Below are 18,517 nucleotides of genomic sequence, written 5' to 3'. Positions count from 1 at the left end.
GGCGCAGGCGGCAGCACAGACGGGAAGCCCACGCCGCGCGCACACCGGATTACCGGATCCAATGACCAGGTACAGCTAATACTAGTCCCACGCTGCGACGCTGCTGAATTCGGGTTACCCCGGCAGTCCCGTCTCTTCCAGCGACTGCCGGTGCACGGTGGCGATCCGCTGGACGATGGTCACCAGGCTGGCGGCAGCCAGGAGGGTCAGTGTCACCAGCAGGACCACGCTGGGGAGCCCGAGGCCGGTGAATCCGGTGACCACCAGCACCGACACCAGGCGCTCTGCGCGCTCGGCAATGCCCACGTTTGCGTGGAAACCCAGGGCCTCGGCCTTGGCCCGCGCATAGGAGACCACCATGCCAAGCACCAGGCACACGACGGCGGCGATGGCGATCGCGCGGTCGGCACCTCCCGTGAAGTACCAGATGGCAAGTCCGGCGAACAGGGCGCCGTCAGCGACCCGGTCCAGGGTGGAATCCAGGAAGTTGCCCCAGCGCCCGCCCCGCTCCTGCATCCGTGCCATGATGCCGTCAAGGACGTCGGAGAAAATGAAGGCCGTAATGAAGAGTGTCCCCCACCACAGCTGACCCAGCGGATAGAACACCAGTGCGCCCACCACCACGCCTGCCGTTCCCACGATGGTGATGGCGTCCGGTGAAACACCGATCTTCAGGAGCCAGCGGGCAAGCGGGGAGAACAGGGCGGTGAAAAACCCGCGGGCATGCCGGTTAAGCATGTTCGTCCTGCGGCCAAGCCTCGGCGACCTGCTGGCGGACTTCGCCGAGCGTCTGCGTGATTGCTTTTGTCTGGGCGATGATGGGGAAAAAGTTACCGTCCCCGCCCCAGCGCGGAACGACGTGCTGGTGCAGGTGGCCGGCGATCCCGGCCCCGCCCACCACGCCCTGGTTCATCCCGAGGTTGAAGCCCCCGGGGTTGGACACCTTGCGCAGGACCCGCATGGAGGTCTGGGTCAGCGCTGCGAATTCCGCGGTTTCCTCCACGGTTAGGTCCGTGTAATCGGGAACGTGCCGGTAAGGGCAGATCAGCAGGTGGCCCGGGTTGTAGGGAAAAAGGTTCAGGACCACGTATGCGGTGCGCCCGCGATAGACAATCAGGGAGTCTTCGTCGCTGCGGGCAGGGGCCACGCAGAACGGGCAGTCATCCTTGTTCTTGAACTGGTGCTGCCCGCCCTTGATGTAGGCCATGCGGTGCGGGGTCCACAGGCGCTGGAAAGCGTCCGGAACTCCGGCCAGACCGAATTCATCGGTCACGTCGCCGTCGCCCGGATATCCTCCGCCAGCGCCTGTGTTCTCCTGCACGTCGCCTGCCATTCCGCTTCCGCTAGCTGGTCCGGTTGCGGACGGCGTCGACAATCCTCTGGACGGCTTCGGCCACCGGCACGCCGTTGTCCTGGCTGCCGTCGCGGAACCGGAAGGAGACTGCTCCGGCCTCGGCGTCCTCGCCGCCGGCAATCAGGACGAACGGAATCTTGTCCTTGCTGGCGGTGCGGATCTTCTTCGGGAACCGGTCGGAGGAGATGTCCACCTCCGCACGGATACCGGCGGCCTTGAGCTGGCCCACGACGTCGAACATGTAGTCGTTGAAGGCCTCTGCCACGGGGACACCCACCACCTGCACGGGCGCCAGCCATGCCGGGAAGGCGCCGGCATAGTGCTCAGTCAGCACACCCATGAACCGTTCCACGGAGCCGAACAGGGCACGGTGGATCATCACCGGGCGCTGGCGGGTGCCGTCGGCGGCCTGGAATTCGAGTTCGAAGCGCTCGGGCAGGTTGAAGTCCAGCTGGATGGTGGACATCTGCCAGGTGCGGCCGAGGGCGTCCTTCGCCTGGACGGAGATCTTCGGGCCGTAGAACGCGGCCCCGCCCGGATCCGGGACGAGCTCCAGCCCGGAGGCCTCCGCCACCTCGGCCAGCGTGCGGGTGGCTTCCTCCCAGGTGGCGTCGTCGCCCACGAACTTGTCTTCGTTCTTGGTGGAGAGCTCCAGGTAGAAGTCGTCCAGGCCGTAGTCCTTCAGCAGGCCCAGCACGAAGTTCAGCGTGGTGGTGAGCTCATCCTTCATCTGCTCGCGTGTGCAGTAGATGTGGGCGTCGTCCTGTGTCATGCCGCGCACACGGGTCAGGCCGTGCACCACACCCGACTTTTCATAGCGGTAGACCGAACCGAATTCGAACAGCCGCAGGGGAAGTTCGCGGTAGGAACGTCCGCGGGAGCGGAAGATCAGGTTGTGCATCGGGCAGTTCATCGGCTTCAGGTAGTAATCCTGGCCGGGCTTGCGCACCGTGCCGTCCTCATTCAGTTCCGCGTCGATATGCATCGCCGGGAACATGCCCTCCTTGTACCAGTCCAGGTGGCCCGAGACTTCGTAAAGGTGCCCCTTGGTGATGTGCGGGGTGTAGACGAACTCGTACCCTGCATCAACGTGCCGCTGGCGGGAGTAGTCCTCCATGGCCTTCCGGATGATGCCGCCCTTGGGGTGGAACACCGGCAGGCCGGAACCCAGCTCGTCCGGGAAGGAGAACAGGTCCAGCTCGGCACCGAGCTTGCGGTGGTCGCGGCGTTCAGCCTCGGCGATGCGCTCCTGGTAGGCCTTCAGGGCGTCCTTGGTGGGCCACGCGGTGCCGTAGATGCGCTGCAGCTGCTGGTTGTTCTGGTTGCCCAGCCAGTAGGCGGCCGAGGAACGGGTCAGGGCGAAGGCGTTGGAGATGAGCTTGGTGTTGGGCAGGTGGGGACCGCGGCAAAGATCGCACCAGACGCTGTCACCGCTCTTGCGGTCCACGTTGTCGTAGATGGTGATATCCCCGGCGCCCACCTCCACATTGACGCCCTCGCCGGCGTCCGCGGCATTGTTCTTCTTGCCCAGCAGTTCGAGCTTGTAGGGCTCGTTCTTCATGGCTTCGCGTGCCTCGTCCTCGGACACCACGCGGCGGACGAACTTCTGGTTCTGGTTGATGATTTTGAGCATCATCTTTTCCAGTGCCTTCAGGTCTTCCGGGGTAAACGGCTCGGCGACGTCGAAGTCGAAGTAGAACCCGTCCGTGATGTAGGGGCCGATGCCAAGCTTGGCGTCGGGACGCAGCTGCTGCACGGCCTGTGCCATGACATGTGCGGTGGAGTGCCGGAGGACATTGAGCCCGTCCGGCGAATCAATGGTGACGCCTTCGATGTCAGCGCCCTCGGGGAGCGGCTGGTCGAGGTCCTTCAGTTCGCCGTTTACTCGGGCAACCACAACGTCGCGGCGCTCAAAAAAGAGTTCCGCGCCGGTGGTCCCGGTAGTCACCTTGGTCTCTTCGCCGTCGACGATGAGGGTGATCTGCTGGGCATCTGACACGGGTGTCTCCTATTCAAAGTTAAGGCTTCGTAGCTTGTGGCGTACGGGGACCACAGCCAGCCTCGTCCATGCTATCGGTTGAGAGATGGGGCGGCCAAAGCGGCGCGTCCGGCCCGCAAGGCCGGACCTTCCGGCGTGGGGTTCAGCTGCCCAGACCCGTGATGGCCAGGTTGCGGCTGATTCCGTCCAGCGGCCCCGGCAACTGGAAACCCGGGTCCCATGGCTCAAGGGATTTCTTGTCCGGGTACGGGAGGGTCTCGGTGCGGCTGAGGTCCCACGCCATGGTGGCGCTGATGCTGATCCCCCGTGGCCCGGTCCTGCGGGTGTTGCCCCGAATCAGAAGCAGACGGGTGCCGAACAGCAACGGGCCGGCCAGTTCCTGGGCCTCATGGAAGAACACGGAGTCCACGCAACCGGTGCCGTCGTCGATGCTGATGAAAACCACACGGCGGCCTCCGCGCATCGGAGGCGTCTGCGTGGCAACCCGGACTCCCGCCACGAGTACTTCGGTCCCGTTCCTGAGCCCCAGGAGCTTATCCGCCGTGGTGACTCCCAGCTTGTCGAGCAGGGGCCGGTGGCTGGTCATCAGGTGTTCGCTGACATCCACGGCCATGAGGTCAAGCTCGGCCCTGACATTTTCGATCATGCTTGGAGCAGGTAGTTCGGCCTTCAGGTTCCTGAGTTCAACATCACCCAGGGGCAGCGACAGCTGGCCCTCGATGACCTCGACGCCCTTTTTGAAAGGACGGTTCTGGAGTGCCTGCAGGTGCTGGACAAGGTCAGCCCGGTTGGCGGTACCACCGGATTCGTGGTGCAGGGTATCGAATGCTCCGAGCTGGGCAAGCCGCTTGATGCTGGGTTTGCTCAACCTGGAGCGGGCGCGCAGGTCTGCCAGAGAGTCGTAAGGCTGCCCGGCCACGATCCTCTTGAGTTCAGCACCTGAGAGCCCGTAGATGCCGTTAAGGCTCAACCGGATGCCCAGCTTGCCGCGGTCCGGACCGGCCCCGACCCGTTCCACCCGGTACTCCGCCTGGCTCCGGTTGATGTCCAAGGGCAGGATCGGGATCCCCAGCCGCCGCGCTTCGGCCACCAGGAGCCGCTTCGGATACATGCCGGGATCGTGCTCCCAGAGCCCGGCCAGGAAAGCTTCCGGGTGGTGGGCCTTGAGCCAGGCCGACTGATAGGTGGGCACGGCGAACGCTGCCCCGTGTGCCTTGCAAAAGCCAAAGCTGCCAAAGGCCTTCAGCGTTCCCCAGACCTTGTCCACGACCTCGGGTGTGTAGCCCCTTGCCCGGGCTTCCTTGCGGAAGAACTCCTCCACTTGTGGCTCCAGGAGCTCATTTCCCAGGGCGCGGCGGAACTCATCGGCCCGGGCAAGCCCGCATTGAGTCATGACATCGAAGGTCTTCAGGATCTGTTCATGGAACACCGTCACGCCATGGGTTTCCTGCAGCACCGGCCTCAGGTCCGGATGTGGATAGACCTCCGGCGCAAAACCGTGGCGGTGTTCCAGGAAGGGCCGCACCATGTCCGACTTCATGGGCCCCGGGCGGAACAGCGAAATGTCGATGATGAGGTCGTTGAATTCGCGCGGCGCCATTTTGCCGATCAGTTCCCGTTGCCCGGGGGATTCGATCTGGAAGCAACCCAGGGTGTGCGTGCTCCGGATCAGCTCGTAGGTTGGTTCGTCGTCCAAGGGCACGGCGTTGAGGTCAATGCGTCCGTCAGCGGCGATGTAGTCCGGACCCGTTCCGTCCGGCCCCACGCGGTGGGCACCGGCAGCCACCACTTCGGCCTTTGTGGGATGCAGCCGGATGACCTCACGGACAGCAAAGGCCATCGCGCTCTGCATCCTGACGCCGAGGACGTCCAGTTTGAGCATGCCCATAGGGTCCATGTCGTGCTTGTCGAACTGGCTCATGGGCAGGCCCAGCCCGCTGGGCTGGACGGGGGTCCTGTCCAGCAGGGTGGCATCGCCGAGGATCACCCCGCAAGGGTGCATCGAGATGTGCCTCGGCAGGCGGTCGAGCCTCTCGGTCAAGTCAACCAGCAGGTCCAGTTGCTGGTTTTCCGCAAAATCTCGCTGCTCCACCCTGCCGGCGAACTCTTTGAGCTCTGGTTTTTCCACCAGTGCTTCACGGAAGTTCCTTGCAGAGAAGCGCCACAGCTGCTTGGCGATCTCGCCGACGTCTCCGTCGTCCATGCCAAGCGCCATACCGGCATCACGCACCGCACCGCGAGCGCGGTACCCGTTTTGCATGCTCATGAGGGTGACGCGTTCCGCCCCGAAGCGGTCAAAGATCCGCCGGTAGACATTGTGCCTTTCGGCACTTTCGACGTCGATGTCAATGTCCGGAAGCGTGGCCCTGTCGCGGGAAAGGAACCGCTCAAAGATGAGGTCGTGCTGCAGCGGGTTCACCTGGCTGACATCAATGAGGTAGTTCACCAGACTGGAGGCGCCGGAACCCCTGGCCGCTGCCCTGACCCCCATGTCCAGGATCATCCGGGAAACCTCTGCCACGGTCAGGAAGTAGGATGCAAATCCGAGGTTGGCGATGATCCGCAATTCATGCTCCAGCCGTGCCCGCATTTCGGCCTCGGGCCGCCCTGATATCCCCGGGAACCGGCGGCCGATGCCCGCCTCGCAGCGCAGGCTCAACTCAACCAGGGGGTCGCCCTCGATGCCGATGACGGCTGCTTCAGGAACAACCGGCCGCTTCCATCCCATATCCGTGACGGGATCCATCCGGCAGCGGTCCGCGAGCGCCTCGGTCTGGCCTAACAGCCTGGAGAGGTCGGTGGCGCCGTAACCGGCGGCATGGATGATTTCCTGCCCGAGTTCAAGCATTTGGGCGGATGTTTTCAGCCACCCCCGCCCATTGGGCTGCAGCAACGGCTCCGCTGTCAGCTCGGGCAGCGATTTCAAGGTGCGGGCCGAATCCAGCACATCCGCCGTGGCGGCGCCGTCCTCCGCGCAGTACCGAACCGCGTTGGTCAGAACGGCCGGAACCCCGTGCTCGGCGGCAAGTTTGAGCATGCGCACCGCATGGGCGGTGCTTAGCGGCTCACCGGGAGCACTGAGGTGCGATACCACTTCGGCCGCCACGGTTCCCTTCGGCATTCCGTCCAGCCATTGCTTGAAAAGTGTGCGCGGGCGAAGGTACCGGCGTCCGCCCATTGCCCTTCCGACATCGGAATCCGGTCCCACCAGCACTGTCAGCACCGGTTCCAGGGTTTCCGGGTGCAGCGCCCGCGAAGCGATTTCGGCGCGGGTCACCGCAACGGGCACCGTTCCCCCGGCTTTGCCGGAGGTACGGGCATGGGCATCTGAAATCAGCCGGCAGAGGGCGCGGTAGCCCGCGCCGTTGTTGTGTCCGTGGGCAAGCACGACGACGCGGCCGGCGAGCTGGGTGCGGAGGTCACCGTCGTCGTCGAAAACCGCCAGGTCAACCCCGACGACGGGATCCAGTCCCGCCGCCATGCAGGCCTTGAGGTGCTTTACGGTGCCGTACAGGCCGTCCCTGTCGGTGCAGGCAAGCGCCGTGGCGCCGTCGGCGGCAGCCGCCTGGGCGAGCTCATCAGGCCAGGAGACACCATAGTGGGCGCTGAAGGCGGTGGAAACGTGAAGGTGGGTGAAACTCATGCCGATTGCGGCCTTAGGGCATCGTGGATCTTGAGCAGCCTCCACCGGCCGTTTCCGATGTTCCTTGTCAGGTCCAGGGTGAGGGTTTCATGGGGTTGCGGGGATTCCTTGGCATCGGTTTGCCGGACCTGGATGCGCCAGATTTCGTGGTCCACCAGCCCCGGGCCGGTTCCCAGCGGCGCCCGGGTTTCCTCGACCCACCACTGGCGGCGTTCAAACCAGTGCACCGGCTCTGCGCAGACTGTGTACTGCCGACCTGCCCAGGTGAGCCCGGAGGGCTGGCCGGCGGGTGAGCAGACGACGTCGACACCTTCGCTGAACAAGCCCATCGGCGCCTCCCGAAACTGCGTTCTCCTTCCCGAACGGGCGATCGCACTGTCGGCAGGGAGGAACTGAATTGATTCGAATTGAATGTTTGGTTCGAATATATCTTCGAATAATTCAAGTCTACGCCGGTGCCCGGACAAAACCTACATACAGTCCCCGGCATCAGCGCTGGCATGGAGCCATTTTGGCCCGATGAGCGCAGAATTATAGGAACAGGCAGGGCCCCGCGGCCCTGGTTCCGGCGTCGAGGGCGGTGCGCGATGAAATCAATTCAGGCCCGGGCCGCAGTGCCGCTGCTGGCAGTGCTCCTCCTGGGCGGGTGCGCTGCCGGCGGCGGAAGTTCCGAAAAGACTACTTCGCCCACGACGGGAGCCACGGCTACGACGGCGACGGGAGCGATCACCGCGACGGCGGCAGCGGCGACCATCACCATCAAGGACTTCGACTACGGCGCTCCGCTGACGGTCGCGCCGGGCGCCATCGTAACCGTCACCAACACGGATGCCGCCGGGCATACCGTCACCGCGGACCAGGGCGCGGCATTCGACGCAAATATCCCCGGAAGCGGCGGGACGGCCACCTTCACCGCCCCGTCAGCCCCGGGCAGCTACCCTTACCACTGCACCTACCACCCCAACATGCACGGGATGCTGATCGTCAAATGACCATGCCCCTGCGGGCCCTCACCGCCCTGGCGTTGTTCATCGACGCAGGGGTCCATATCCATCTGGCCCCCGGCTACCAGGGCGCCTCACCAGCCGGGATCGGACAGGGCAACCTGTTCCTGATCGAATCCGCCGCAGCGGTGATGGCAGGGCTTTATGTTCTGATCCGGGGCAGCAGGGCGTCCTTCGCCATCGCCCTGATGGCGGCCCTCAGCGCGTTCGCCGCCGTGGTGTTGTATCGGTACGTTGACATTCCGGCCTTCGGACCGTTCCCGGCAATGTATGACCCGGTGTGGTTTTTTGAGAAATCGCTCAGCGCCGTCGCCGAAGGAGCAGGCACCCTCCTGGCCGCAGCAGGCCTCGTCCTCACCGCCCCCGGGCGACGGACCACGCACCGGAGGGCATCAGCCGCACGGCCCGGCTCATGAAGGCGCCTCCCGCCTCAGGCTGTTATTCCCGGCCCTACCCCGCCCCATTTTCGAACATGTTTTCGAATAGGTACACTCCGGGGCAGAGCCCTCACAAAACCTTGATCAGGGGTGGACGGACGGGGGCGCAGGGAGCAAGATGAAGCCATGAGCTCCCATGACGCACTCCTGAAGCACGTAGCCATCGCCGCCAAGGACTCCACCTTGGTGGCGACTTTTGATATAGACGGCAATATCCCCGGGGCGGGCGCCTACGTCGTGGGTCTCGTCGCGGCCACGCCGGATCATTCCCATCAACGAAGAATGGGAATTGAGTTCATGAACGGCGAAGCTGTGTCCTTCTATTGCTTCAGCCACGACGGAACAGAGGAAAATTTCGACCTCAGCGGCGTGACGCACTCGGGAAACACCATTACCGGCAACTTTCCCATGAGTACCGTCCTGGGCCTGGAAAAGGGCCACCTGATGACGGCTTTCAGCGATGCTGACGGCAGGGAGTACCAAGCCAACGTCCCGGTGGAGGAAGCCCTCTGAACAAAGTGCTGCCGGCGGCTAGTTGCTGGCGTTGTGCACTTTCATCTCAAGCTCGGTGAAAGCCGTGATCATTGCCCGGTAGGTCTTCTCCACGATGTCCGGGTCGATGTCTTTTTTCTCGGCGGCGGCGCGGACATGTTCGATGACCTTCTCCACCCGGCCCGGAGCCCGGACCTCTGCGTCATCACCCTTCAACGTGCCTGAGATACGGATCAGGCGTTCACGGCGGGCAATCAGGGTGACAATCTGCTCGTCAACTTCATCGACGGCCACGCGGACAGCTGCGAGCTGCTCCCGGTCGGCCTGGGCGTCTTTGTCGTGTCCGTGATTTGTGGGCATGTGCATGACAGTATCTAAGAATGCAGCCTCGAGTCGACTTCATTTCACTGGGCGTTCGCAGCATTGACGCCTCCCGCGCCTTCTACGTCAACGGCCTCGGCTGGCCGGTTCACCGGGAAGTCCCCGGCGAGGTGGTGTTCATCCAGGCAAACCACGGCCTCATTCTTTCCCTCTGGGACGAAGGCCAGATGAAGGCCGAGGCCTCCGTGGACAGCCCGGCCGGGGTCCCCTGCATCACATTGAGCCACAACGTGGGCAGCACGGCGGACGTTGACCGGGTCATGGCCGAAGCCGAGGCTGCCGGCGCCACCGTGGTGGCCCCGCCGAAAACCCAGCCCTGGGGCGGGTACACCGGATACTTCGCGGACCCGGACGGCTTCCGCTGGGAAGTAGCCTTCAATCCCACGTGGGCCGTGGACGCGGCCGGAAACGTCACGGTCTGAAACCCTGCTAGAAGAGGCCTTCCACCGGCTGGATAAGTTCCGGCGAGTCATTTTTTACATTCCCGACGGCGGTGCCAACGGCGTCGATGGTCCAGCCTTCGGCGACGTCGTGCGCACCGGCCCGGACCAGGTCCACGAGCCCGGCGGCGTCGTCCGCCTGCGGATCCAGCCATGCCTGCATGGTTCCGCGGTCCATGGGCAATGGGACCCTGTCGTGCAGGGCGGTGAGTTCAGCCAGTACTCCCCCGGCGTAGCCGTCCGGCGGCGAATCGGTCGTCATGATCGAGGTGGACAGCATCCAGCGCTGCGGGTCCCCCTCGGGTTTGGACGGATCCTTCCACCATTCATACAAACCGGCGAACACCAGCGGCCGGCCGTCCTTCGGATGCACGTAGTAGGGCTGCTTGCTGCGGCCTTCGCCCTTCCACTCGTAGTAGCCGTCTGCCGGAACCGCGCAACGCCTGGCCCGGGTCGCCTTGCGGAAGGCCGGCTTCTCCAAGACGCTCTCGCTTCGCGCATTGATCATTTTCGAACCGATGGAAGGGTCCTTGGCCCAGGACGGCACCAGCCCCCAGCGGGCCACGTGCAGCTGCCGGACGGGCTTGCCGTCCACCAGCCGCTCCAGCAGGATGGGCACGTCAGCGGTCGGGGCAACATTCCACGACGGCGGAACCACGAGCTCCTCTTCCAGTTCTGCGTCAAACTCTGCCAGCAGGTCCCCGACGGCCCTGGCCATCACGTAGCGTCCACACATGGCACCAGCATGCCACCGCCTGCAGACGGTGTCACCCGGCGTAACCCGGGGCTATGAGAACCGGCTGCGGCGCCCCGGGGCCAGGGGAATACCGGCAGCCGGGTTACGGTTGAGGACAAAGACATCTGATTTGATATCGACGAGCAATAACGAGCTTGAGGAGAACTCCGTGGATTTCACTCCCGAATCCGGCACCATCACCATGTTTTCGACCACCTGGTGCGGTTACTGCAACCGGCTGAAGAAGCAGCTGGACGCCCAGGGCATCGGCTACACCGAGATCAACATTGAAGAAGTCGAAGGCACCGCGGACCTCGTGGAACAGCTCAACGGAGGCAACCGCACCGTCCCCACCGTGCTCTTCCCGGACGGTACCGCCGCCACCAACCCGTCGGCCGCTGAAGTGAAGAGCCGGCTCGCGGCCTAGGCGTCACCTCATTCAGTGCAGAAGGCCGGGGACCGAGGGTGCCCGGCCTTCCGCATGCCTGCCCCCGGCCGCGCCGCCCCGGGTGCCGCCCGCTGACCCCGCGGAGCCCGGCTCCAGGCCCAAGCTCCGGCTAGCCGCGCAAGCTGGCGAAGTCCGCGTAGTCCAGCTGCGCATACCCGGCGTAGGTGGTAATGACCGCCGCTTCGATGGCCGCGACGTCGAGTCCGGGAACCAGGTCGTCCACCGCGCCGGCAGTTGCCGGGTCCCAGTCGAGCCCCAGGGCTGCGTAGCTGGCTTCCAGGACCTTGCGGATCGGTGCCGAGTTTTGCACCACGATGACCGAGCTGAACAGCCAGCCCCCTGATACCACCCGCTGGGCCGTTCCGATCAGCTTGACCCTGTGCTGTGGATCCGCCGGGTCCAGGCCGTGGACGCTGAACTCACCGGGGCAGTACTCGCCCGGGATTTCACCGACGGCGGCGTGGACACCGGCGCTTCGCAGTGCGTCCGCCAGCATCCCGCCAAAGACGGCAAAGCGCCCCTTGGCGCCGGCAATGGCGTCGGCATGCGGCTCCACATGGTCGACGATCAGCGTTCCCTGGTGATACGCCGCGGCCCGGCCACCGGCCTTCCGCACCAGCGGTTCAAAACCCAGTTCCCGGCACGCCCGGGCGGCAGCCTCAAAGCCCGGAAGGTGCGCGTCGCGCTGGCCAAAGGCCACGGTGGGAGCGGGGCGGTAGAGCCTGAGCGTCGGGCCGATCCGCCCCGTCCTGGCCAAGCCCAACAGTTCAATGCCGAATTCGAGGTCGCGCGCCGCACCCAGCGACTCCTCCTGCCGGACAATGGTCAGCGTGGCTGGTGCGCCGGCCGCATGCTGCATCTTGCTAAGCTCCCTCATGGTCATTCTGCAATTCCTGGTCGTCGCCGCCGCGTTCGCCGTCATTGACGCCATCTGGCTCAAGACAATGAACCCCTTTTACCGCCGACAGATTGGTGAGCTGCTGGCCGACAAGCCCAATCTAGGGTACGCGGTGGCCTTCTATGTGATCTACATTGCCGGCATCGTCTTTTTCGCCCTGCAGCCTGCGCTCGAGGGCGGCAGCTGGCTCAGCGCCGTCGGCTACGGGGCCGCCCTGGGCGCCTTCGCCTACGCCACGTACGACCTCACCAACGCAGCGACGCTGAAGACGTGGCCCTTGCAGCTGATTGTCGTGGACATTCTCTGGGGCGCGGCGCTGACAGGCCTGGCCACGCTGGCCGGCTGGCTGGTGTTCCACCAGAACTAGGGGCAGCGCCGGCGCGCTTGCGCAACAGCTACGTCTTGCGGAGGGTCAGGATCTGTTCTGCCCGACCGAAGGGCCCGGCGAGGTCGTGGAGCACAGTGGACGTCAGGCCGATGCCGTCCGCACCGAAGGAGACTGCATTGTCCAGGCCCAGCCAACCACCGGAGGGTTTCCGGTACATGTGGATCTGCAGGTCAAGGTTGGGAAAGGCGTAGCTGTCCTTGCCGGGAGGCACGCGCGCCGCTATTCCGTTCGCAGTGTCAACCAGTCCCATCAGCCGTGCGACGTCGCCGCTGTCCGCCTTGTCAGTGAGCGGATGGGCGGTGCGCAACCAGACGGTCCCGGAGCCGGGACGGTGTCCGTCCGCAACGCGCATCTCCAGGGACCGGATGTAGCCTCCCGGCCAGACGCTCGCGCCGTCGTACGGAGAGCACTCCTCCGGACCGGGAATGCGGGCGTCTTCCACCGCGGCCACTGCCGATGTGTCGGAGGTGATCATTCGCCACGCGGTTGCGCGGATGGCCACCCGCCCCGCAGCGACGAGTTCGGCCTGCAGCAGTTCAATGGTGCGTCCTGGCCGAAGCGTGGTGGTCACGACTTCGAAGTCGCCGCCCGGGATCAGTCCCAGGATCTCGTAGCTCAGGCGGGCCATCCTGACGTCGTCCCGCGGTGCGTGGCGCTCAAGGCAGTCCGCCATGATCCCGGAGGCAGGCGCCATGTGCTGTTCATGCTCGTTCCAGGCACCTTGGGCGTGGATCGTGGAACGGAAACGTCCGCCGCCCAGTGACTCGTAATAGAACGCGCCCTCGGCGAGTTCCGGAAGTGCAGCAGTCAACGTCGACCCTTTCGCATGGCTGGTGATGATCCCAGAACACACTATCGCCTGCCGGCCCGGAGCTTTCCCCACGTCCTCACAGCTTCCTCATATCAGGGCCTCATGGCCGGCATAAGTCCGAAGCCTAGAAATAGGGGTATGACTCCTCTCAAGAACAAACGGCGCAAGGGCAGCCGTGTACGGCGCGCCGTCGTGGCCGGGGCGGTTGCCCTCACCCTGTCGGCCGGCGGGGCCACCGCCTGGGCGCTGGACCGCTTTGTGGTCCAGCACGTGGAAATATCGGACGTGTCCGCCTACCAGGCAGGCCAATCCGGCACAGCCACCGGAAACACCGCCAACACCTCTTCGGCCGTCACCACAGACACTTCCTATGTCTCCGACAGTTCCAACATCAACATCTCCACGGTGACCACCGGAAGCGGCGACAGCACCATCACGTACTACGTCGCCGACGTCGTGCTGGATGACGCCACCACGCTGCAGTCCGCGTTCGCCAACAACAGCTTCGGCGAGAACATCACCGAAACCACCTCGGTGATCGCCGAGGCCAATAATGCCGTGTTCGCCATCAACGGCGACTATTACGGATTCCGCGACACGGGCATCGTGATCCGCAACGGCGTGGTGTTCCGCGACGAGGGTGCCCGGCAGGGCCTGGCTTTCTACCGCGACGGAACGGTCAAGGTCTATGACGAAACCGCCACCACCGCCGAGCAGCTGCTGGCGGACGGTGCCTGGAACACCCTCTCCTTCGGGCCGTCCCTGCTCGACAACGGAGAAATCGCCGCCGGAATCGACGACGTTGAGGTCGACACCAACTTCGGCAACCACTCCATCCAGGGCGAGCAGCCGCGTACAGCCATCGGCGTCATCGACAAAAACCACCTGGTTTTCGTGGTGGTTGACGGCCGCAGCCCCGGCTACAGCTCCGGCGTGACCATGACGGGCCTGGCGCAGATCATGAAGGACCTCGGCGCCACCACCGCCTACAACATCGACGGCGGCGGATCCTCCACCATGTATTTCAACGGCGAACTGGTCAACAATCCCCTGGGCGGGAACAAGGAACGCGGCACCTCCGACATCCTCTACATCGGGCAGTAGGGACGTGCCATGATCATCCTCATCCCGGCCTACGAGCCGGACCAGCAACTTCCCGCCCTGATCCGGTCCATCCGGGATGCCGAGCCGTGGGCCACCGTGGTGGTGGTTGATGACGGCAGCGGCCCCGCATACCGGGACGTGTTCGACGCCGTCAAGGCACTCGGGTGCCACGTCATCGGTTACGCCCGAAACCGCGGCAAGGGCTTCGCGCTCAAGACCGGTTTCGGCTTCATTGCCGACCACCTGCCGGGCCGGAACGTGGTGTGCGCCGACAGCGACGGGCAGCACACCATCATTGACATCCTCCGTGTGGCAGCCGCCGTAAAGAGCGGATCAACGGCCATCGTCCTGGGCACGCGGAGCTTCACCGGCAACATCCCGGCCCGCAGCAGGTTCGGGAACAACGCCACGAGGCTGCTGTTCACTCTGGCCACCGGCCAACGGATTTCAGACACCCAGACGGGACTTCGCGGCTACCCCGCGTCCATGCTCCCCTGGCTGCGATCGGTCCACGGCGAGCGCTATGAGTACGAGCTGAATCTCTTGCTCGAGGCCGCGCAGGCCGACTATGCCATCACCAGCGTGGACATCGCCACCGTATACCTCGACCGCAACTCAGGTTCCCATTTCCGGCCGCTGGCGGACTCAGCACGGATCTATGCCCCGCTACTGAAATTCCTGGCGTCCTCCTTCAGCGCCTTCCTCGTGGACACAGTGGTGTTCCTGGCGCTGATCCTGATTACCGATTCCCTGCTGCTTGCCGTGCTCGGGGCACGGGCCGTGAGTTCGGCGGTGAACTTCGCTGTGAACCGGCGGCTGGTGTTCAAGCACGGCAGCGAGAAGCCTGCGGCCCAAACCGGCGTCCGCTACTTTGGCCTGGTAGTGGTGCTGCTCGCCGCCAACTTTGGGCTCCTTGCCGCCTTTGAGGCACTGTCGCTGCCCGTCCTGCCGGCCAAGATCCTCGCCGAAACCGTCCTGATCTCCATCAGCTTTATGGTGCAGCAGCGGTTCCTGTTCTCCCGGAAAAACCCTGCCGCGGACCCGGGGCAAACCTTCACGGAACCCTCAGCTGCCGCTCATATTCGGGCCTAGGGTCCGTCACAGCACCTGCACAGTTTGGCCGTGGATCGTGAAAAGCAGTCCACCAATCAGATTCCGGAGAATTCCATGACACCCCTCATCCTTATCGCCGCCGACCTGGCCGCCATCAGCGTCCTGACCTTCGCCCTGTACCTCCGCCGGCACCGGCGCCGCGACCTGGTGGTGTCCTACCTCGGCATGAATGTCGGCGTCATGGCAGTTGCGGCCGCACTCTCCGGCTCGGCCGCCGGTGTGGGCCTTGGCCTCGGCCTCTTCGGAGTCCTGTCCATCATCCGGCTTCGCTCCACCGAGCTGGCACAGCACGAGGTGGCTTACTACTTCTCGGCCCTCGCCCTTGGCCTGATCGCCGGCCTCGGGATCGACCCCGTGTGGCTGCCGCTGGCGCTGATGTCCATGATCCTGCTGGTGATGTTCGTCGGTGACCACCCACGGGTCCTGCCCGCCTACCGCCACCAGACGGTCATCCTCGACCGGGCCATCGCCGTTGATGAGGAGCTCTACGCCCGGCTCGAAGAAGTGGTCCACGGGAAAGTCCATTCGGCCACCGTGCAGGAGCTGGACCTGGTCAACGACAAGACGGTCGTTGACGTCCGCTACGCCTACGTACCGGCAGTAATCCCCGCAGCGTACCCGGACGCCATTCCCGGAGCCGTCCCGCCGCTGTCCGAACCCGTCTCTGTTCATGCCTCCTCTCCTGCGCATGCCTCAGCGGGTGTGGCATGAGCGCCCCGGTGGAAGCCGGAGCCCCGGGAATCCTCCGCCTGCTGCCGTCCGTCCGTGGGGCTGGACGAACTCAATGCTGAAGCCGCTCTGCAGACCCGGGTGGACCGGAAGTATGTGGTTCCCGAGGCGCAGGCGAAGGAACTCCTGGCCACGTTCCAGGGCGATGTCCGGGTCCTGGAGATGGACGGCTGCCGCTGCTTCTCCTACGACTCCGTGTACTTCGACACGGCTGGGCTGGACAGCTACCTGTTGGCCGCCCACGGCCGCCGGCGGCGCTACAAGGTCCGCACCCGGACCTATGTGGACAGCGCCATCAGCTTCCTGGAGGTCAAAACGGAAGGCGCCCGCGAGGCCACGGTCAAGGAGCGCATCCCCTATGAGCTCACCGACCGCGCGCGGCTAACGACGGAGGGCCTGGAGTATGTCCGCGAAACACTCACCGCAGCCGTGGGCGCAGTGCCGGACGGGCCTCTTGGCCCGGTGCTGGAAACGCGCTATCACCGCACCACGCTGTACCTGCCGGGATCCGGCAGCCGGGCAACTATCGACGCTGATGTCACCTGGCAGCGGCCCGGCGAACAGGCCTGGGTCCTGGACGGCGCCGTGATCCTGGAGACGAAGTCCGGATCCACGGCGGGTCCCCTGGACCGGCATCTCTGGGCCCGCGGCGTCCGGCCGTCCAGGATCTCCAAGTTCGCCACCGGAATGGCCGCCCTCTGCCCCGGGCTGCCGGCCAACCGCTGGAACCGCACACTCCGCCGGAACTTGGCGCTCCGTCCCGCGGCCTGACCGCTTACCCCCTTGTCTCTCTTTCCTCCCCGCAATCTCCCGAAGGACCACACCATGAAAAGCTTCCGCACCTGCCTATCCGTCACTGCCCTGGCCCTGGCTGTAGGGCTGACCGGCTGCTCAGCCGCCGGCACCTCGTCCGCCGGCACCTCGATCACCGGCGGCACCGGTTCAGGAACGTCGGCGTCCGCCGGAACGGCCGAGGCCGTATCACTGGACACCCTCGTGGCCGACACCCATTACGACGCCGACGATCTCAGCTGGGACGCCGCCTCCGAAGTAGCCGTGACCCTGGCTGACGGCGCCAGCTCTGTGGCATCCGGTTCTTCGGACGCGGTGAAAGTCGACGGCGACACCGTCACCATCAGCGCGGCCGGAACCTACCGCCTCAGCGGTTCGCTGACCGACGGCAAGGTGGTGGTTGCCGCCGGTGAGGAGGACGTGGTCCGCGTCATCCTCAACGGCGCGGCCGTGACCAGCTCTACCGGCTCCCCGTTCGTGGTGCAGAGCGCCAACGAAGCGATCGTCTACCTGGCGGACGGCACCTCCAACACGCTGGGCGATGCCGCGAGCTACACAGACCAGGGTGAAGACGCCCCCAACGCCGCGCTGTACTCCATGGCCGACCTCACCGTCGCCGGCACGGGCTCGCTCACCGTTGACGGCAACTCCAACGACGGCATCTCGTCCAAGGACGGCCTGGTGCTCGCTGCGGGGACCGTGACCGTGAATGCCAAGGATGACGGAATCGTGGGAAAGGACTACGCCGTCCTCCTCGACGGTGCCTACCAGGTCACAGCCGGCGACGACGGATTCAAATCCGACAACGAGGAAGACGAAGGCCGCGGCTGGGTTCTGGTCAACGGCGGCACCCTGAACATTAGTGCGGTCGACGACGGCATCAAGGCCTTCAACACGCTCACCATCGCGGCCGGTACCGCCACGGTGAAAAAATCCGAAGAAGGGCTGGAAGCACAGCACATCGTGATCTCCGGCGGTACCGCCACCGTCACCTCCAACGACGACGGCGTGAACGCCTCCGGGGGCAGCTCGGGCACCACCTCGCAGGGCGGGATGGGCGGCGGAATGGGCGGCGGCGAGATGGCCGCAGGCGATTACACCGTGGAAATCAGCGGCGGCTCCCTCACCATTAATTCACAGGGCGACGGTTTGGATTCCAACGGCAGCGCCACCATCACGGGCGGCACCGTGGTGGTGAACGGGCCCACCAACGACGGCAACGGCGCGCTGGACGTCAACGGCGAACTCGTGGTCAACGGAGGAACTGTGGCGGCCGCGGGAAGCTCCGGCATGGCGGTGACTCCGGGAACCTCCTCATCGCAGTCCGGAGTCCAGCTCACCTTCGGCTCAGCCCTTCCGGCCGGCACCACCATCCAGCTCGCGGATTCCAGCGGCGCCGTGGTGGCGACCTTCGTGACGGCGAAGCAGGCAGCTTCGCTCGTCTACTCCTCCGCAGCCATTAAGGCCGGCCAGGAATACACCGTGTACACCGGCGGCACAGCGAAGGTCACTGCAGGCCTTGGCGAAGGAACCCTCGACGGAGCCCAAAAGCAAGGCACGGTCACCGCCGGCGAGTACACGGCTGCGCGCGGTCCCGGCGGCCACTAGCCGCGGGGCCGCCGCCCGGCAGGCGGGCGACGGCGGCGCGGCGGCGTCCCCCGCCGTGCCGCTGACGTGTTTCTGTCCTGTCTTTCTGGGCTGTCTTTCTGTGCTCAGCACCCTGCACGGACTAGACTCAGGAGTCGGTT

General features: G+C 65.1%; 20 protein-coding genes. 11 read left to right on the top strand and 9 right to left on the bottom strand.

Annotation, left to right across the window (positions count from 1 at the left end; all coding sequences use genetic code 11):
• Positions 1 to 114 precede the first annotated feature (114 nt).
• From pgsA to ACFVWT_RS06385, 5 genes are all read right to left on the bottom strand, one after another.
• Entirely contained in the window at positions 115 to 738 is a 624-nt protein-coding gene (gene pgsA / locus ACFVWT_RS06405; protein ID WP_390246236.1) for a phosphatidylinositol phosphate synthase, read from the bottom strand.
• Positions 731 to 1,321, bottom strand: coding sequence for an HIT family protein (locus ACFVWT_RS06400; protein WP_390247101.1), 591 nt, complete (start codon positions 1,319 to 1,321; stop codon positions 731 to 733). Before ACFVWT_RS06400 ends, pgsA begins: the two co-directional genes overlap by 8 nt.
• 22 nt (positions 1,322 to 1,343) lie before the next feature.
• Positions 1,344 to 3,353 (bottom strand): threonine--tRNA ligase, encoded by a 2,010-nt coding sequence (thrS, locus tag ACFVWT_RS06395; protein WP_390246234.1) that lies wholly within the window; start codon positions 3,351 to 3,353, stop codon positions 1,344 to 1,346.
• A 142-nt stretch (positions 3,354 to 3,495) separates the two neighbouring features.
• Positions 3,496 to 6,996, bottom strand: a complete 3,501-nt coding sequence (locus ACFVWT_RS06390) for a DNA polymerase III subunit alpha (RefSeq protein WP_390246232.1) — start codon at positions 6,994 to 6,996, stop codon at positions 3,496 to 3,498.
• Positions 6,993 to 7,325 (bottom strand): DUF6504 family protein, encoded by a 333-nt coding sequence (locus ACFVWT_RS06385; RefSeq protein WP_390246230.1) that lies wholly within the window; start codon positions 7,323 to 7,325, stop codon positions 6,993 to 6,995. The genes ACFVWT_RS06390 and ACFVWT_RS06385 overlap by 4 nt, the downstream gene beginning before the upstream one ends.
• A 258-nt stretch (positions 7,326 to 7,583) precedes the next feature.
• Here ACFVWT_RS06385 and ACFVWT_RS06380 point away from each other — a divergent pair, with 258 nt between their 5' ends.
• The 3 genes from ACFVWT_RS06380 to ACFVWT_RS06370 all read left to right on the top strand — a co-directional run bounded on the left by ACFVWT_RS06380 (position 7,584) and on the right by ACFVWT_RS06370 (position 8,950).
• Complete coding sequence (locus ACFVWT_RS06380; protein WP_390246228.1) at positions 7,584 to 7,988, top strand: cupredoxin domain-containing protein; 405 nt, start codon at positions 7,584 to 7,586, stop codon at positions 7,986 to 7,988.
• Positions 7,985 to 8,416: a hypothetical protein gene (locus tag ACFVWT_RS06375; RefSeq protein ID WP_390246226.1), complete on the top strand. Its 432-nt coding sequence runs from the start codon at positions 7,985 to 7,987 to the stop codon at positions 8,414 to 8,416. The genes ACFVWT_RS06380 and ACFVWT_RS06375 overlap by 4 nt, the downstream gene beginning before the upstream one ends.
• A 147-nt stretch (positions 8,417 to 8,563) precedes the next feature.
• On the top strand, positions 8,564 to 8,950 hold the full coding sequence (locus tag ACFVWT_RS06370; protein ID WP_390246224.1) for a hypothetical protein: 387 nt from the start codon (positions 8,564 to 8,566) through the stop codon (positions 8,948 to 8,950).
• An 18-nt stretch (positions 8,951 to 8,968) separates the two neighbouring features.
• On the opposite strand, the gene ACFVWT_RS06365 is transcribed toward ACFVWT_RS06370, so the two are convergent.
• Positions 8,969 to 9,295 carry a chorismate mutase gene (locus ACFVWT_RS06365; RefSeq protein ID WP_011692165.1) on the bottom strand — a complete coding sequence of 109 codons (327 nt, stop codon included), beginning with the start codon at positions 9,293 to 9,295 and terminating at the stop codon, positions 8,969 to 8,971.
• A 14-nt stretch (positions 9,296 to 9,309) separates the two neighbouring features.
• Here ACFVWT_RS06365 and ACFVWT_RS06360 point away from each other — a divergent pair, with 14 nt between their 5' ends.
• Entirely contained in the window at positions 9,310 to 9,732 is a 423-nt protein-coding gene (locus ACFVWT_RS06360) for a VOC family protein (RefSeq protein WP_390246222.1), read from the top strand.
• A gap of 7 nt (positions 9,733 to 9,739) precedes the next feature.
• Here ACFVWT_RS06360 and ACFVWT_RS06355 read toward each other — a convergent pair whose 3' ends face one another.
• Positions 9,740 to 10,486: an SOS response-associated peptidase gene (locus ACFVWT_RS06355; protein WP_390246220.1), complete on the bottom strand. Its 747-nt coding sequence runs from the start codon at positions 10,484 to 10,486 to the stop codon at positions 9,740 to 9,742.
• Between the two features lie 169 nt (positions 10,487 to 10,655).
• Between ACFVWT_RS06355 and ACFVWT_RS06350 the strand changes: the two genes are divergently transcribed.
• Positions 10,656 to 10,913 carry a mycoredoxin gene (locus ACFVWT_RS06350; protein WP_011692168.1) on the top strand — a complete coding sequence of 86 codons (258 nt, stop codon included), beginning with the start codon at positions 10,656 to 10,658 and terminating at the stop codon, positions 10,911 to 10,913.
• 130 nt (positions 10,914 to 11,043) lie between these two features.
• Here ACFVWT_RS06350 and ACFVWT_RS06345 read toward each other — a convergent pair whose 3' ends face one another.
• Positions 11,044 to 11,793, bottom strand: a complete 750-nt coding sequence (locus ACFVWT_RS06345; RefSeq protein WP_390247099.1) for a biotin/lipoate A/B protein ligase family protein — start codon at positions 11,791 to 11,793, stop codon at positions 11,044 to 11,046.
• 16 nt (positions 11,794 to 11,809) lie between these two features.
• Between ACFVWT_RS06345 and ACFVWT_RS06340 the strand changes: the two genes are divergently transcribed.
• A complete protein-coding gene (locus ACFVWT_RS06340; RefSeq protein WP_390246218.1) occupies positions 11,810 to 12,199 on the top strand; it encodes a DUF2177 family protein in 390 nt (129 codons plus the stop codon).
• 28 nt (positions 12,200 to 12,227) lie between these two features.
• On the opposite strand, the gene ACFVWT_RS06335 is transcribed toward ACFVWT_RS06340, so the two are convergent.
• The gene (locus ACFVWT_RS06335; RefSeq protein WP_390246216.1) at positions 12,228 to 13,031 is read right to left on the bottom strand and encodes a thioesterase family protein; all 804 of its coding nucleotides are present in this window, start codon (positions 13,029 to 13,031) and stop codon (positions 12,228 to 12,230) included.
• Between the two features lie 138 nt (positions 13,032 to 13,169).
• On the opposite strand from ACFVWT_RS06335, the gene ACFVWT_RS06330 reads away from it, so the two are divergent.
• From ACFVWT_RS06330 to ACFVWT_RS06310, 5 genes are all read left to right on the top strand, one after another.
• Entirely contained in the window at positions 13,170 to 14,135 is a 966-nt protein-coding gene (locus ACFVWT_RS06330; RefSeq protein ID WP_390246214.1) for a phosphodiester glycosidase family protein, read from the top strand.
• A 9-nt stretch (positions 14,136 to 14,144) separates the two neighbouring features.
• Positions 14,145 to 15,227: a GtrA family protein gene (locus tag ACFVWT_RS06325; protein ID WP_390246212.1), complete on the top strand. Its 1,083-nt coding sequence runs from the start codon at positions 14,145 to 14,147 to the stop codon at positions 15,225 to 15,227.
• 75 nt (positions 15,228 to 15,302) lie between these two features.
• Entirely contained in the window at positions 15,303 to 15,959 is a 657-nt protein-coding gene (locus ACFVWT_RS06320; RefSeq protein WP_390247097.1) for a DUF4956 domain-containing protein, read from the top strand.
• A gap of 54 nt (positions 15,960 to 16,013) precedes the next feature.
• On the top strand, positions 16,014 to 16,748 hold the full coding sequence (locus ACFVWT_RS06315; RefSeq protein ID WP_390246210.1) for a polyphosphate polymerase domain-containing protein: 735 nt from the start codon (positions 16,014 to 16,016) through the stop codon (positions 16,746 to 16,748).
• A gap of 54 nt (positions 16,749 to 16,802) precedes the next feature.
• Positions 16,803 to 18,377 (top strand): carbohydrate-binding domain-containing protein, encoded by a 1,575-nt coding sequence (locus ACFVWT_RS06310; protein ID WP_390246208.1) that lies wholly within the window; start codon positions 16,803 to 16,805, stop codon positions 18,375 to 18,377.
• The last annotated feature ends 140 nt before the right edge of the window (positions 18,378 to 18,517 follow it).

Origin of the sequence: Arthrobacter sp. NPDC058288 (assembly GCF_042880995.1) — a bacterium.
GTDB lineage: Bacteria > Actinomycetota > Actinomycetes > Actinomycetales > Micrococcaceae > Arthrobacter.
This window is presented reverse-complemented; position numbering and strand designations above follow the sequence as displayed.